The organism is Shinella lacus, assembly GCF_010994755.1.
GTDB classification, from domain to species: Bacteria; Pseudomonadota; Alphaproteobacteria; order Rhizobiales; family Rhizobiaceae; genus Shinella; species Shinella lacus.
In genome coordinates this window covers 128,057-143,178 of the sequence record NZ_WHSB02000011.1, presented here as the reverse complement: position 1 = coordinate 143,178, position 15,122 = coordinate 128,057, and the positions used below count along the sequence as shown (strand labels likewise).

The 15,122-nt window shown below is 65.8% G+C and carries 13 protein-coding genes; 11 read left to right on the top strand and 2 right to left on the bottom strand.

The annotated features are described in order from the left end of the window. Position 1: 1 nt before the first annotated feature. The 7 genes from GB927_RS24655 to GB927_RS24625 all read left to right on the top strand — a co-directional run bounded on the left by GB927_RS24655 (position 2) and on the right by GB927_RS24625 (position 9,022). The gene (locus tag GB927_RS24655) at positions 2 to 958 is read left to right on the top strand and encodes a branched-chain amino acid ABC transporter permease (protein WP_256119877.1); all 957 of its coding nucleotides are present in this window, start codon (positions 2 to 4) and stop codon (positions 956 to 958) included. Beyond that, positions 955 to 1,740, top strand: coding sequence for an ABC transporter ATP-binding protein (locus GB927_RS24650; RefSeq protein ID WP_256119876.1), 786 nt, complete (start codon positions 955 to 957; stop codon positions 1,738 to 1,740). The genes GB927_RS24655 and GB927_RS24650 overlap by 4 nt, the downstream gene beginning before the upstream one ends. Next, positions 1,727 to 2,428 (top strand): ABC transporter ATP-binding protein, encoded by a 702-nt coding sequence (locus tag GB927_RS24645; protein ID WP_256119874.1) that lies wholly within the window; start codon positions 1,727 to 1,729, stop codon positions 2,426 to 2,428. Before GB927_RS24650 ends, GB927_RS24645 begins: the two co-directional genes overlap by 14 nt. A gap of 4 nt (positions 2,429 to 2,432) precedes the next feature. Continuing rightward, positions 2,433 to 4,493 carry a 3-hydroxyacyl-CoA dehydrogenase NAD-binding domain-containing protein gene (locus GB927_RS24640; RefSeq protein ID WP_256119872.1) on the top strand — a complete coding sequence of 687 codons (2,061 nt, stop codon included), beginning with the start codon at positions 2,433 to 2,435 and terminating at the stop codon, positions 4,491 to 4,493. 79 nt (positions 4,494 to 4,572) lie between these two features. Then, entirely contained in the window at positions 4,573 to 5,499 is a 927-nt protein-coding gene (locus GB927_RS24635; protein ID WP_256119871.1) for a helix-turn-helix domain-containing protein, read from the top strand. 114 nt (positions 5,500 to 5,613) lie between these two features. Next, a complete protein-coding gene (locus tag GB927_RS24630) occupies positions 5,614 to 7,020 on the top strand; it encodes an aldehyde dehydrogenase family protein (protein WP_256119870.1) in 1,407 nt (468 codons plus the stop codon). Between the two features lie 28 nt (positions 7,021 to 7,048). Continuing rightward, complete coding sequence (locus GB927_RS24625; protein ID WP_256119869.1) at positions 7,049 to 9,022, top strand: copper amine oxidase; 1,974 nt, start codon at positions 7,049 to 7,051, stop codon at positions 9,020 to 9,022. 55 nt (positions 9,023 to 9,077) lie between these two features. Here GB927_RS24625 and GB927_RS24620 read toward each other — a convergent pair whose 3' ends face one another. Next, positions 9,078 to 10,454, bottom strand: coding sequence for an FAD-containing oxidoreductase (locus GB927_RS24620; protein ID WP_256119931.1), 1,377 nt, complete (start codon positions 10,452 to 10,454; stop codon positions 9,078 to 9,080). Next, positions 10,451 to 10,918, bottom strand: a complete 468-nt coding sequence (locus GB927_RS24615) for a DUF4126 domain-containing protein (RefSeq protein ID WP_256119930.1) — start codon at positions 10,916 to 10,918, stop codon at positions 10,451 to 10,453. The genes GB927_RS24620 and GB927_RS24615 overlap by 4 nt, the downstream gene beginning before the upstream one ends. A gap of 329 nt (positions 10,919 to 11,247) precedes the next feature. Here GB927_RS24615 and osmF point away from each other — a divergent pair, with 329 nt between their 5' ends. From osmF to GB927_RS24595, 4 genes are read left to right on the top strand one after another with little or no spacing between them, the layout of a single operon-like run. Further along, entirely contained in the window at positions 11,248 to 12,159 is a 912-nt protein-coding gene (gene osmF, locus GB927_RS24610; RefSeq protein WP_256119868.1) for a glycine betaine ABC transporter substrate-binding protein OsmF, read from the top strand. A 55-nt stretch (positions 12,160 to 12,214) separates the two neighbouring features. Next, entirely contained in the window at positions 12,215 to 13,375 is a 1,161-nt protein-coding gene (locus GB927_RS24605; RefSeq protein WP_256119867.1) for an ABC transporter permease, read from the top strand. Continuing rightward, positions 13,372 to 14,310 carry an ABC transporter ATP-binding protein gene (locus GB927_RS24600; protein WP_256119866.1) on the top strand — a complete coding sequence of 313 codons (939 nt, stop codon included), beginning with the start codon at positions 13,372 to 13,374 and terminating at the stop codon, positions 14,308 to 14,310. The genes GB927_RS24605 and GB927_RS24600 overlap by 4 nt, the downstream gene beginning before the upstream one ends. Continuing rightward, a complete protein-coding gene (locus GB927_RS24595) occupies positions 14,307 to 15,050 on the top strand; it encodes an ABC transporter permease (protein WP_256119865.1) in 744 nt (247 codons plus the stop codon). Before GB927_RS24600 ends, GB927_RS24595 begins: the two co-directional genes overlap by 4 nt. Positions 15,051 to 15,122: the final 72 nt, after the last annotated feature.

Sequence of the window (15,122 nt, the reverse complement as noted above, 5' to 3'; positions counted from 1 at the left end):
CATGCGGCTCTCCAGCAAGGCAACCACGCTCCTCATCCTCGCAGCGGTCATCGCGATCGCGCCGGTGTTCTTTCCGTCGTCCTATTATTTCCGTGTCGGCTCGCTGATCTTCGTCAACGGCCTGGCGGTGACGGGCCTCGTCATCCTCATCGGCTATGCCGGTCAGATCAGCCTCGGCCACGCCGGTTTCGCCGGCATCGGCGCCTATGCCTGCGCGCTGGCGCCCGTGCATCTCGGCCTGCATCCGGCGCTTGCCGCCGTGCTCGGCGCGCTTCTCTCCGCCGCCATCGCCTTCCTCGTCGGCCGGCCGATCCTGCGGCTCAAGGGCTATTATCTCGCCGTGGCCAGCCTCGGCTTCGGCATCCTCGTTTCCATGGTGCTCTCGAACGAGGCGCAGTTGACCGGCGGGCCGGATGGCATGGCGGTGCCGGAACTGGGCCTGCGCGCCGTGCTGAAGGCCATCGGCATCGACCTGTCGAACACCGAATTCTGGTATGCCTTCTCCGGCCTCGTGCTGGTGATCGGCGCCTGGCTGGCGCTCAATCTCTACCACAGCCCGACCGGCCGGGCGCTGCGTGCGCTGCATGGGTCGGAGGTCGCCGCCCGCACGGTCGGCGTCGATGTCGCGCATTACAAGCTCGTCGCCTTCGTCATCTCCGCGGTCTATGCCTCTGTGTCCGGCTCGCTCCTGGCATTGCAGAACAAGTTCATCACGCCTGACGTCGCGGGCTTCATGCATTCGATTGAGATGGTCACCATGGCGGTGCTCGGCGGCGCCGGTTCGGTGCTCGGCGCCATCCTGGGGGCGGCGATCCTCACGACGCTGCCGCAGGTTCTGACGGTCTTCCAGCAATATGAACAGCTCATGCTCGGCCTCGTGATGATGCTGGTCATGATCTTCATGCGCGCGGGCCTGTTGCCCTCCATCGCGCGCCGCATCCGGGGGAGAGCAGAATGAGCCTGCTTCAGATCGAAGGTTTGGGCATCGATTTCGGCGGCCTGCGCGCCGTCCACGATGTCGGCTTCTCCTTGAAACCCGGCGAGATCGTCTCCGTCATCGGCCCGAACGGCGCCGGCAAGACGACGCTGTTCAACATGATCTCCGGCGTCTATGCCCCGGCGCGTGGCCGCGTCGTGCTGGATGGCGAGGACGTCACCCGCATACCGCCGCACCTTCTGGCGCGGCGCGGCCTTTCGCGCACCTTCCAGAATTTGCAGATCTTCCAGTCGATGAGCGTGCTCGAAAACGCCGTCGCCGGCCATCACCTGCACGAGCGCGGCTCGGTCTTCGCCGACCTCTTCTCGCTGCCCGCCGCGCGCCGCCGCAGCAAGGCATCGGAGGACAGCGCCCGCACGCTGCTCGACCGCGTAGGCCTCGGCCGTGCTGCCGAGCAGGAGGCGGGCTCGCTCTCATACGGCGCGCTGAAGCGGCTGGAGATTGCGCGTGCGCTGGCGCTGAAACCGCGCGTGCTGTTGCTCGATGAGCCCGCCGCCGGCTGCAATGCCGTCGAGACGGAGGAGATCGATCATCTGATCGCCAAGGTCGCGGCCGAGGGCGTGTCGATCCTGCTGGTGGAGCATGACATGAAGATGGTCATGCGCATTTCCAACCATATCGTGGTGCTCGATCACGGTGAGAAAATCGCAGAGGGCGAACCCGCGGCGATCTCGCGCAATCCGCGCGTCATCGAAGCCTATCTCGGCGCCCAGGCGACGGAGGTCCAGAATGCTGACGGTTGAGGGACTGCGTTCACGCTACGGCCGCATCGAGGTGCTGCACGGCATCGATCTCGACGTCGCCTCCGGCGAGATCGTCACCGTGGTCGGCGCGAACGGCGCGGGCAAAACGACCTTGCTGAAATGCCTCTCCGGCATCCAGCCGGTGTCTTCGGGCTCCATCGTCTTCCGTGGCGAGGCGCTGACGACCGTGCCGGCGCATGCCCGCGTGCGGCGTGGCCTCGCCCAGTCGCCGGAGGGACGGCAGATCTTCACCAACCTGACGGTGGAGGAAAATCTCCGGCTCGGCGCTTACCTCTTCGCCGATGACAAGGTGGAGCGCGACATGCAGGACGCCTTCGCCATGTTCCCGATCCTCAAGGAGAAGAAGAACCTTGCGGCGGGTGGCCTTTCCGGCGGCCAGCAGCAGATGCTGGCAATTGCCCGCGCGCTGATGGCGCGCCCCTCCTGCCTGCTGCTCGACGAGCCGAGCATGGGCCTCGCCCCCATCCTCGTCGCGCAGATCTTTGACGTGGTGAAGAGCCTGAAGGCGCTCGACGTCACCGTGCTTCTCGTCGAGCAGAACGCTTTTGGCGCGCTTTCGGTCGCCGATCGCGGTTATGTCATGGAGACGGGGCGCATCACCATGGCCGGCCCCGCCGCCGCACTGATCGCGGACGAACGCATCCGCGCCGCTTACCTGGGAATATGACACCATGACCGTCACCATCGCCCGCGAAAACGCCATCGCCGTCGTCACCGTCGACAACCCGCCCGTCAACGCCCTGTCGCAGGCGCTGCGGCAGGCGCTCGTCGAGGCGGTTGCAGAGCTGGATGCGGACGCGACGGTCAAGGCCGTCGTGCTCATCTGCGCCGGACGCACCTTCATCGCGGGGGCGGATGTCAGCGAATTCGGCAAGCCGCCGCAGCCGCCGCATCTGCCGGATGTGGTCGCGCGCATCGAGGCGGCGAAAAAGCCCTGGGTCGCGGCGATCCATGGCAGCGCGCTTGGCGGCGGGCTGGAAGTGGCGCTCGGCTGCGCCTATCGCGTGGCGATTGCCTCCGCCAGCCTCGGCCTGCCGGAAGTGAAGCTCGGTATCATTCCTGGTGCCGGTGGCACGGTGCGCCTGCCGCGGCTGATCGGCCCCGCAGCGGCCGTCGATCTTGTGACGGGCGGCAGCCCGGTCGGCGCCAGGAAGGCCGAAGGGCTCGGCCTCATCGATGCGGTTCTTGACGGCGATCTCAGGGCCGGCGCGATCGCCTTCGCCGGGGACGTGGCGGAAAAACCCTTGCCGCAACCGATCTCCAGCCGCGAGGTGCCGCCGGTCGAAGCGGGTTTCTGGGAAAGCGCGGAGAAGGCGGTCGCCGCCAAGGCCAGGCGCGAAATTGCGCCGCTCAGGGCGCTCGCTTCCGTGCGCAAGGCGAGCGAAACGGATTTTGACGATGCCATGGCCTTCGAGCGCGAGACCTTTTTGGATTTGCGCGGTTCCAAACAGGCGGCGGCGCTGCGCCATGTCTTCTTCGCCGAGCGTGCCGCGCCGCGCCCGCCGGAGCTTGCCGGGGTCACGCCGCGCGACACCCGCTCTGCGGCGGTCATCGGTGGCGGGACGATGGGCGCGGGTATCGCAGCCGCGCTGCGCGACGCCGGCTTGCCTGTGGTTCTCATCGAGCGGGATGCGGCGGCGGTCGAGCGCGGGCTTGCCAATGTGCGGGCCATCTACGAGGGGTCGGTGAAGCGCGGGCGTATGACGCAGGCGGTCGCTGATGAGCGCATGGCCAGCGTCACCGGTGGTGACGATTATGGCCTGCTGGCCGATACGGATCTCGTGATAGAGGCGGTGTTCGAGGACCTCGCCGTCAAGCGCGCCGTCTTCGAAAAACTCTCGTCGGTCTGCCGGCCGGATGCGGTGCTGGCCACCAACACTTCCTATCTCGATCCGAATGCGATCAGCGAAGGCGTAAGCCATCCCGAACGCTTCCTCGGCCTGCATTTCTTCAGCCCGGCACATATCATGAAGCTGCTGGAGATCGTACCGACGGAAACGACGGCACTGGACGTTCTGGCAACCGGCTTCGCGCTCGTCCGCCTCCTGGGAAAAATCCCCGTCCGCGCCGGCATCTGCGATGGCTTTATCGGCAACCGCATCCTGAAGGTCACACGCGCGCAGGCCGAGCGGCTGCTGCTTTCCGGCGCGACGCCCTCTGCCGTCGACGCCGCCATGCGCGCCTTCGGCCTGCCGATGGGGCCGTTCGAGGCGCAAGATCTCGGCGGTCTCGACATCGCCGCCTTCCAGCGCAAGGCCGCCCGCGCACGCGGTGAAACGCCCTTCGCGCCCGTTGCCGAACGGCTTTGCGCCATCGAGCGTTTCGGCCAGAAATCCAGCGGCGGCTGGTACGATTATCAGCCGGGCGACCGTGCGCCACAACCGTCGGAAGCGGTGGCGGCGATCATCGCCGAAGAGGCGGCGGGCCAGCCGCAGCGCGTGTGGAACGAGGCCGATATCGCCGACGCCATCTTGCTGCCGATGGTCAACGAGGCGACGCGCATTCTGGAGGAGCGCGTGGCGCTGCGCGCGGCCGACATCGATCTCGTGAAAATCCACGGCTATGGTTTTCCGCGCTGGCGCGGCGGGCCGATGCATTATGCCGAAGCGCGTGGGCTTTCCGAGGTTGTGGCGGTGCTCGACCGGCTCGCTTCGGACGGCCTTGCCGATCCACCTTGCGCAGGCCTGCGCCGGGCGGCGGAAGCCGGCAGTTTTTCAGCGCTTGCGAAATAGAGAACGATAGGCAAGCGCTGCGGACTGTGATGAGATAGTTTGGGAGTGTGGGCATTCTGCTGGAGCCGGGGAGGGCGCGATGCAGTCGCTGATGACGCCGGGACACAAGCCGGTGGCGGTGGAAATTCTGGAGGCCGAGATCCGCCGGGTCTGCGGCTCCTTCGACCTGGAGCCGATGCGGCGGGGCGGTGTCGTCAATGGCGACGTCACCACGCGGCGCGTCGGGCCGTTCGATACGGCGATCGTGGCGCTCGATGCCTCCGAGGTGGCGCGCAACACCCGCTCTATCCGGCAGGACCCCGGCGAATATTTCTTCCTGCTGGTGCAGGATGCCGGCCAGTGTCGCGTCGAGCAGGGCGATCATGTCGCGGAGCTCTCGCCCGGCGACATGTTCCTCGTCGATTCCGTCAAACCCTCGACCTTCCTCTATCGCGGCGAGCGCTCGAACCAGGTGTCGCTGCACATTCCGCGCGACGAGATGGTGCACCGCTTCGGCAATGCCTGCACCGGCGGGCTTTCGATCTCGCGTGATGATCCGCTCTGGCTCGCCATGCGTGCCGTCATCGCCAAGATGCTGATGGAGGAGGGCGCGCAGGCGCAGCTTGGCGAAGCGTTCCTCTGCCTGATGGGCGCCTACCTGCATTCGACGCGCGTGATGGGCGCCGCCAGCCCGGCCGAGACGCTGCTGTCACGAGCGCTTGCGATGATCGATCGCCACCGTGCGGACCCGGCTTTCGGCCCGCGCGAACTGGCCTCTCGCCTCAACGTGCCGGAGCGCACCTTGCAGCGGCATTTCCGGCCGCTCGGCGAGACGCCCGGGCACCGGCTGCTGAACCGCCGGCTGGAGCTTGCCCATGCGCGGCTTTCCACCCGCAAGGGGGATCAGCCGGCCGAAGGGGTGACGGCCGTCGCCTTCGATTGCGGCTTCAACGACCTTTCCTATTTCTACCGCGAGTTCCGCAAGAAATACGGCACGACGCCGGGTGCGGTCGCGCGCTGCCATTGACGCTTTTGTCCAAAAGGCGGGACGGCACCGTCCAAGTCTGACGCCCCGCCAACGCCTATTCTCTGCCACCAGATGTGCCCGCCGGAGGTGGGCCGTTCCTTGGAGGAGGCGGAAATGATGGAATTCAAGGCAACGATTGGCGGCAAGCCGGCCAGTGTCGGCTCGGACTTTGCCGTGCTGAACCCGGCGACGGGCGAGGAAGTCGGCCGCGCGCCGAACATGGGCGGAGCGGAACTCGATGCCGCCGTCGCCGTCGCCAAGGCAGCGTTCGTGACGTGGTCGGCGCAGAGCGACGAGGCCTTGCAGGCCGCCTGCGCCGCCGTGACGGCGAAGATCGAGGAGCATGCGGCGGAACTCGCCGAGATCATCACGCTGGAGCAGGGCAAGCCGCTGAACGGGCTCGGTTCGCGCTGGGAGATCGGCGGCGCCGTCGCCTGGGCCGGTTACACGACCGGGCTCTCGATCCCCGTCAAGGTATTGCAGGACAACGAGCAGGGCCGGATCGAGCTCACGCGCAAGCCGCTCGGCGTCGTCGGCTCCATCACGCCGTGGAATTTCCCGGTGATGATTGCCGTCTGGCACATTCTTCCGGCGCTGCGCACCGGCAATACGGTCGTCGTGAAACCCTCGCCCTATACGCCGCTTTCGACGCTGCGCCTCGTCGAGATCATGAACGAGGTGCTGCCGCCGGGTGTCGTCAATGTGGTGACCGGTGACGACAAGGCGTTCAATCTCGGCGGTGCCATGTCGGCGCATCCGGATATCCGCAAGATCGTCTTCACCGGCTCCTGCGCCACGGGGCAGAAGGTCATGCAGTCCGCCGCCGAGACCATGAAGCGGCTGACGCTCGAACTCGGCGGCAACGATGCCGGCATCGTGCTGCCGGATGCCGATCCGCAGCAGATCGCCGAGGGCCTGTTCTGGGGCGCCTTCATCAACAACGGCCAGACCTGCGCGGCGATGAAGCGGCTCTATGTACACGACTCGATTCATGACGCCGTCTGCGATGCGCTCGTCGCCTATGCGAAGGCGATCCCGGTCGGCAACGGCATGGAGGAGGCAAGCATTTTGGGGCCGATCCAGAACCGTATGCAGTTCGACAAGGTTTCGCGCCTCGTCGCGGATGCCAAGGGGCGCGGCAAGGTGCTGCTCGGTGGCGAGCCGGGCGAGGGCCTGTTCTTCCCGCCCACCATCGTTTCCGGCCTTCGCAACGGCGATGCGCTGGTCGACGAGGAGCAGTTCGGCCCGGCGCTGCCGATCATCCGCTACTCCGATGTTGAGGAGGCGATCCGGCTTGCCAATGACAGCCCGAACGGGCTCGGCGGCTCCGTCTGGTCCTCGGATATTGCGGCGGCGAAGAAGGTCGCGAGCCGGCTCGCCTGCGGCTCCGTCTGGATCAACAAACACGGCGCCATCCAGCCGAATGCGCCCTTCGGCGGCGTGAAGGCCTCCGGCATCGGCGTCGAGTTCGCCGAAGAGGGGCTTGCCGAATACACCGATATCCAGGTGGTCTTCGCCTGACAGAACCAAGCAAGAAGAGGGAACGATCATGAGACTTTTCAAACACCTGGCCTCGACGGCGCTGGCGCTCGGCCTTGCCGCCGGTGCCGCGGCCGCGCATCCGCTCGACGGGCTGACGGCCGAGGAATACCAGAAGATCAACCAGATCCTGCGCGGTGAGAAGGTCGCGGACGACAACACGCTCTATCCGCTGATCGAGCTGAAGGAGCCCGCTAAGGCCGACGTGCTGGCGTGGAAGGAAGGCGATAGCCTCGACCGGAAGGCGACGGTCTATTTCACCAGCGCCGAGGGGTTCAGCGAGGCGGTCGTCAACATCACCAAGGGCACGGTCGAGAGCAACGCCAAGACGGCCGGCCAGCCGATGGTGCTTTTCACCGAGTTCATGAATGCGCTGGAAGGCGCGCTCGGCCATCCGGACATGGTGGCGGGGCTTGCCAAGCGTGGCCTGAAGCCGGAACAGGCCTTCTGCCTGCCGCTGACCGGCGGCAACTTCTTCACGGAGGAATACCAGAATTCCCGCCTGATGAAGGTGCCGTGTTACCAGGTGCCGGAAGGCTCCAATTTCTATGCCAAGCCGGTCGAAGGCCTCTTCGCCGTCTACGATATCGGCAAGAAGGAAGTGCTGCGCGTCATCGATACGGGCGTCGTCGAAGGGCCGAAGGATGGCTGGGGTTATACGGAAGAGGAGGTCGCCAAGCGCCTGCCGCTCAGGCCGGAAACCAAGCCTGTCAAGCTCGTGCAGGAAGGCGGCCCGAACTACAAGATCGATGGCAGCCATATCGAATGGGACATGTGGCGCTTCAACTTCCGCGTCGACAAGCGCCCCGGCCTCGTCGTCTCCAATCTCGATGTCAACGATGCCGGCACCTGGCGATCGGTCATCTACCAGGCGCATCTTTCCGAAGTCTTCGTGCCCTATATGGACCCGACGGAAGGCTGGTACTGGCGCACGTACATGGACAGCGGGGAATATGGTTTCGGCCTGTTCCTGAGCCCCTTGCGCGCCGGTATCGATTGCCCCTCGCACGCGACCTTCCTGCCGGCGACGATTGCCGACGACAAGGGCGCGCCGCTCGTCATTCCTGATGCGATCTGCGTCTTCGAGCGCAATATCGGCGATCCCGCATGGCGCCATTTCGAAGTCTTCGCGCAGACGCCGGAAAACCCGGTGCCGGCGGAAGGCCGCCCGGCAACGGAACTCGTGGTGCGCACGGCCTCGGAAGTCGGCAACTATGACTACCTGATCGACTACCGCCTGCAGCAGAACGGCCAGGTCAACATCTATGTCGGCGCCACCGGCCTCGATGCAGTGAAGGGCGTTGCCTCCACCTCGATGAAGGACGCGACGGCCAAGGCGGACACGGCCTATGGCACGCTGATCGCGCCGAACCTGGTCGCCGCCAACCATGACCACTACTTCAACTTCCGCATCGACTTCGACGTCGACCAGCCGATCAACCATTTTTCGACGATGGATATCGTGCCGGCGAAGCTCGATGCGTCGAGCCCGCGCAAGTCGATGTGGACGGTCGAGCACAAGATGCCGATGACGGAAATGGAAGCGCGCTACAAGCTTTCGTCCTCGCAGCCGCGCTACTTCCACATTTCCGACCCGTCGCGTGAAGGCTATCTCGGCCATGAGCCGGGCTACATGATCCACCACGGCGACGTGTCCTATGGTCCGTTCGACTTCGAGAACGACCCGCCGATGAAGCGCAACGCCTATATCGAATATTCGGTGTGGAACACGGTCTACGATCCGGAACAGCGTTATGCCGGCGGCAAGTTCGCCATGCAGAGCGATGGCTCCGATACGCTCGCCGAATGGGTGAAGAAGGACCAGAGCCTGATGGGCAAGGACATCGTCACCTGGTTCTCCGCCGGCTTCCACCACATTCCGCGCATGGAAGACTGGCCGGTCATGTCGACGGAGTGGAAGACGGTGCATATCATGCCGCACAACTTCTTCGCCCATAACCCGGCGCTGACGATCAGGAAGTAGCCTCGGCGCTGCCCCTCACAAACGTAAAAAGCCCGGGAGCGACCCCGGGCTTTTTTCATTCCACCGGCTGCATGTCCCCGAACACCGTCGGAATCAGCTCCGCCACCGTCGGGTGGATATGCACCGCATGCGTGATCGTCGTGTAGGGCTTGCCCGCATACATGACGTCCAGGATGCTCTGCACCGCCTCGTCGCAGCCGGTGCCGAGGAGGGAGGCGCCGAGGATTTCCTTGGTCTCGGCATCGGCGATCACCTTCATGAAGCCGAGGGTTTCGCCCTTCTCCTTGGCGCGGCCGACCCGTGTCATCGGGCGGGTGCCGACGAGCAGCTTGCGGCCGGTCTTGCGTGCCTCCGCCTCGCTCATGCCGGCGCGGCCGAGCGGCGGGTCGATGTAGAGCGCGTAGGTCTGGATGCGATCCGAGACCTTGCGCGGCTCGTTGTCGAGCAGGTTGGCGGCGACGATTTCGAAGTCGTTATAGGCCGTGTGGGTGAAGGCGCCGCGGCCGTTGCAGTCGCCCATGGCGAAGATGCCGGGCACGTTGGTTTCGAGCCGCTCGCCGACGGTGATGTAGCCGCGTTTGTCCACCGCGACACCCGCCTTGTCGAGGCCGAGATCGTCGGTGTTCGGCCGCCGGCCGGTTGCAAGCAGGATGTGCGAGCCGACGATCTCCGGCGGGCCGGCCGTGCAATCGACGCCCACCCCGACGCCATCCTCCTGCCGGAAGAAACGGATGCATTCCGCCCCGGTGCGGATATGGATGCCCTCGCGTTCGAGAATGTCGCGCACGGCGGCGCTGACGTCCTCGTCCTCGCGGGCGATCAGCCGCGGGCCTTTCTCGACGACCGTGACCTCCGAGCCGAAACGGCGGAACATCTGGGCGAATTCCAGCCCGATATAACTGCCGCCGATGACGACCAGGTGTTTCGGCACCTCGGCCAGGTCCATCATCGACACATTGTCGAGATAGGGCACATCACCGACGCCCGGGAAATCCGGCACCACGGCCCGGCCGCCGACATTGAGGAAGATCTGTTTCGCCGACAGCAGCTCGTCGCCGACGCGGATCTCGGTCGGGCTTTCGAAACGCGCATGGCCACGGATGAAGGTGAGGCCCTCCATGCCCATCAGCCAGTCCTCGTTGCCCTTGCGGGCATCGAAACGCACCTTGTCCTTGCGGGCCATGACCTTGGCGAAGTCGATCGAGATATCCCCCGTCACCACGCCATACTCGGCGCCGCGGCGGGCGAGGTGGGCGGCGTAAGCGCTGGCGACCATGGCCTTGGTCGGCATGCACCCGGTGTTGACGCAGGTGCCGCCGACGAGTTTTCGCTCGATGAGGGCGACCGTCTTGCCGGCAGCCGTCAGCCGGCCGGCAAGCGACGGGCCGGCCTGGCCTGCGCCGATGATGATGGCGTCGAACGTGCGCATCAGACGACCGACGAGACGACGAAGAGACCGAGCAGCACGGCGACGGCATCTTCCAAGAGCGCGATCGGCAGGTCCCTGCCGCCGGTGGCAGCCACGAGGCGCTGGCGGGCTTCCGCGCCGCCGAGCGTGCCGATGACCGCGCCGATGACGCCGGCAACGAGGCCGCCGATCAGCGCGCCGCCGGCCGTGCCGATGACCGCGCCGCAGAAGGCGCCGCTGACGATGCGTGCGCCGAATTGCTGCGGTACCTTGCGGCTCGGCGTGCTCGGCAACTGGTCGGTGACGAATTCGACCAGCGCCAGGATGCCGAAGATATAGGGCGTGAAGCGATAGCCCATGAAGGCCGCCCAGGTGCCGGAAACCGGCAGCCAGCCGAGTGTGGCGCCGATGCTGACGGCGGCCGGTGCCGTCATCGCCCGAAGCCCCGCCACCACGCCGATCAGCAAGGCAAGAATATAGATGCTCATGTGTCCCCTCATGAAATCTGCGCCGGACATCGGCCCGGGATGTTTCCCCGGCAAGGTGATGAAATACGGTCTTTGAAAATGGGAGCGGGCCTTCGCGAAGAGTGTCGGATGCGACCGGCAATTGCAACGCGTTTCTGTTGCCAAAACCGTTCTCGTCGCACAATCTTGAAAGCGCTTTGAACGCGGCAACAAACGTCGTGCAAAGTCTCGCTGGCGCGGTCTATTTTTTGCGATTCACTGCCATATATGAAATGCTTTGCCCGGACGAGCGTTCCCAAACGTGGTCTGAATGCCACTCCGGGTTCCCGCACAGAACGAAAGGTTTTCTCATGCGCCCTGCAGTCAAATTCATCGGAGCCGCTCTGGCCCTCGGCCTCATGGCTGGTGCCGCCCAGGCCCAGGTCGTCGTCTCGTCGAAGATCGACACCGAGGGCGGTGTGCTCGGCAACATCATCCTCGCGGTGCTGAATGCCAACGGCATCGAGACGACGGACCGCGTGCAGCTTGGTGCGACCCCGGTCGTGCGCCAGGCGATCATCGCGGGCGAGATCGACATCTACCCGGAATATACCGGCAACGCGGCCTTCTTCTTCGAGAAGGCCGACGACCCGGCCTGGAAGGATGCGGCCAAGGCCTATGAGCTCGCCAAGACGCTCGATTTCGACGCCAACAAGATCGTCTGGCTGACGCCGTCGCCGGCCAACAACACCTGGGCGATCGCGCTGCGCAAGGATGTGGCCGAGCCGAACAAGCTCGTGACGCTCACCGACTTCGGCAAATATGTCGCCGGTGGTGGCCAGGTGGTGCTCGCGGCCTCCTCCGAATTCGTGAACTCGGCTGCGGCCCTTCCGGCCTTCCAGACGACCTATGCCTTCACGCTGAAGCCGGAACAGCTGATCACGCTTTCGGGCGGTGACACGGCTGCCACGATCGCCGCCGCCGCAAACCAGACCAACAATGCCAATGCCGCGATGGTCTACGGCACGGATGGCGGCATCGCGCCGTCGGGCCTCGTCGTTCTGGAAGACGACAAGGGCGTGCAGCCGGTCTACCAGCCGTCGCCGATCATCCGCGAGGAGGTGCTGAAGGCCAATCCGCAGATCGAGGAAATCCTGAAGCCCGTCTTCGAAAAGCTCGATCTCGTGACGCTGCAGGATCTTAACGGCCGCGTCCAGGTCGGCGGCGAGCCGGCCAAGGCCGTTGCCGAGGACTTCCTGAAGAAGAACGGCTTCATCAAGTAAGCTCGCTTGTCCTCCGCCCGGCCGGGCGGAGGACGTCTCTCCCCGAAAGGTGCGCATGCGGTTCAGGATCGACAAGCTCGGCGTGGTGATCGCCGCATTGCTGGCCTATGGCGCGTTTCTGGCGCCGTTCGCCAATTTTCGCGCAAACCGCATCGTGCCCGGCGAGGCGCGGTCGATCATCGAGGCGCTTCCCGCGGGGCTGGGTGCCGCGTTCCTCGCCTTTGCTGTCGTCGCCGTCGTCCTCATTGTGGCGAAGACGCCGACCCTCTTCCGGCTGGTGCTCGGCCTTGTCGCGCTGCTTGCGTTGGCCATCCTCATCGGCCTTGCCGCCGGCCACCTGACGCCACCGGAAAATACCTATGCCCGCGTCTCGCCGGCCTCGGGCTTCTGGCTCACGAGCTTCGCCTTCGCCCTGGTGACCACCGATGCGCTGGCGCGGCTGAAACTCTCGCCGCTTGCCCGGGTCGCGCTGCTCGCCGCCGTCGCTGCGGCTGCCGCAGCACTGCTGATGTCCGGTGTCTGGGATGGCCTGTCGATCCTCAAGGAATATGGCAGCCGCGCCGAAACCTTCTGGCTGGAGGCGAGCCGGCATGTCGTGCTGGCGCTCGGCTCGCTGGCGGCGGCAGTGCTCGTCGGCCTGCCGCTCGGCATCCTCTGCCACCGCGTCGAGGCGCTGCGGGCCGGCGTGCTCAATGTGCTGAACATCATCCAGACGATCCCGTCGATCGCGCTGTTCGGCCTGCTGATCGCGCCGCTCGGCTGGATCGCGCTCAATGTGCCCGGCGCCGCGGCAATCGGCATTCGCGGCATCGGCGCAGCGCCCGCTTTCGTCGCGCTCTTTCTCTATTCGCTGCTGCCGGTCGTCGCCAATACGGTGGTCGGCCTTGCCGGCGTGCCGCGGGACGCCAACGATGCCGCGCGCGGCATCGGCATGACGGATCGCCAGCGGCTCTTCGGCGTCGAACTGCCGCTCGCCTTCCCGGTCATCCTCACCGGCATCCGCATCGTGCTCGTGCAGAATATCGGGCTTGCGACGATTGCGGCGCTGATCGGCGGCGGCGGGTTCGGCGTCTTCGTCTTCCAGGGTATCGGCCAGACGGCCATGGACCTCGTGCTGCTCGGCGCGGTGCCGACCGTCGCGCTCGCCTTCGCCGCCGCCATCGTTCTCGATGCCGCGACCGAACTTTCCAGCAACAAACCCGGCAGGGCCGCATGATCGAGATCGACACCATCACCAAGCGTTACGGCGAGACGACCGTCGTCGACACGGTCTCGATGACGATCGCGCCGCGCACGATCACCGTCATCGTCGGCACGTCCGGCTCCGGCAAGACGACGCTGATGCGCATGATCAACCGCCTCGTCGAGCCGACGTCGGGAAAGATCCTGATCGACGGCGAGCCGAACAGCGCGATCCCCGGCTACGAGCTGCGCCGCCGCATCGGCTATGCCATCCAGGGCCATGGCCTCTTCCCGCATCGCACCGTCGCGGAAAACATCGCCACGGTGCCGACGCTGCTCGGCTGGGACAAATCCCGCATCGACGCCAAGGTCAAGGAACTGCTGACGCTGTTCCAACTCGACCCCGCCGCCTTCGGCCCGCGTTATCCGCACGAGCTTTCCGGCGGCCAGCAGCAGCGCGTCGGGGTGGCCCGTGCGCTTGCGGCAGAGCCGAACATCCTGCTGATGGACGAACCTTTTGGCGCGCTGGACCCGGTCATCCGGGCGAAGGCGCAGGAGGACCTGCTGGCGATCCAGAAACATTTCGGCACGACCATCGTGCTCGTCACGCATGATATGGAGGAGGCCTTCCATCTCGCCGACAAGATCGCCGTCATGGACAAGGGCAAGATCGTGCAATATGCCGCGCCCCAGGACATGCTGGTGAACCCGGCGACCGATTTCGTCGAGACACTGATCGGCGCCGGCGAGCGCCCGTTCCGGCTGCTGTCGATCGGCACCGTCGCCGATGCCGCGGAGGCCGGCGAGGCGGACGGTGAACCGATCGCCGCAGCGCTCAGCCAGCGCGATGCGCTTTCCGCGCTGCTCTGGTCCGGCCGGCAGGCCCTGCCGGTCGTCGGCGCGGATGGCGCGCCGCTCGGCCGCGTGACGCTCGCCTCCCTGACGCGCCGTGCCGCGAGGCCGCAATGAAGCGGCTCCTGCCCAATCTTCTGCGTCTGGCGGTGCTGGTGATCCTGATCGCCTTCCTCTTGCAGCCCATGCTGTTCGAGCCGTTGCTGAAGCCGCTCGTGCAGGCCAATGCCCCGGCGGTCTATAACCAGGGCAGCCTGCTGTCGCTGACGCTCTCGCATCTCGCGACGGTCTTCACCGCGACGCTCGCCGCGACCATCGTCGCCGTCGGGCTTGCCATTCTCGTTACAAGGCCGATCGGCGCGGAATTCCTGCCGCTGTCGCGCAGCCTGGTGAATATCGGCCAGACCTTTCCGCCCGTCGCGGTGCTGGCGCTCGCCGTTCCCGCCGTCGGTTTCGGCGAGAAGCCGACGCTGATCGCGCTGTTCCTCTACGGCCTGCTGCCGATCTTCGAGAATGCCATGACGGGCCTCTCCACCCTGCCGCCGGCCATCGTCGAGGCCGCGCGCGGCACCGGCATGACGGCCTGGCAGCGGCTGATCAAGGTGGAGCTCCCGCTGGCGCTGCCGGTCATTCTCGCCGGCATCCGTCTCTCGGTGACGATCAGCCTCGCCACCGCCACCATCGGCTCGACGGTGGCGGCCAAGACGCTCGGCGAGGTCATCATCGCTGGCCTGCAATCCAACAATCTCGCCTTCGTGCTGCAGGGCGGCCTGGTCGTCGCCGTGCTCGCGGTGTTGATCTACGACGCCTTTTCCGCCGTCGAGCGGGTGTTGTCGCGTCGGGCTGGACGGGTCTAGAGCATTTCCGCTTTTCTTCGAATCGCGAAAACGCTCTATCTCTTTGTTTTTACGCAATTCCGGACGCAAAAC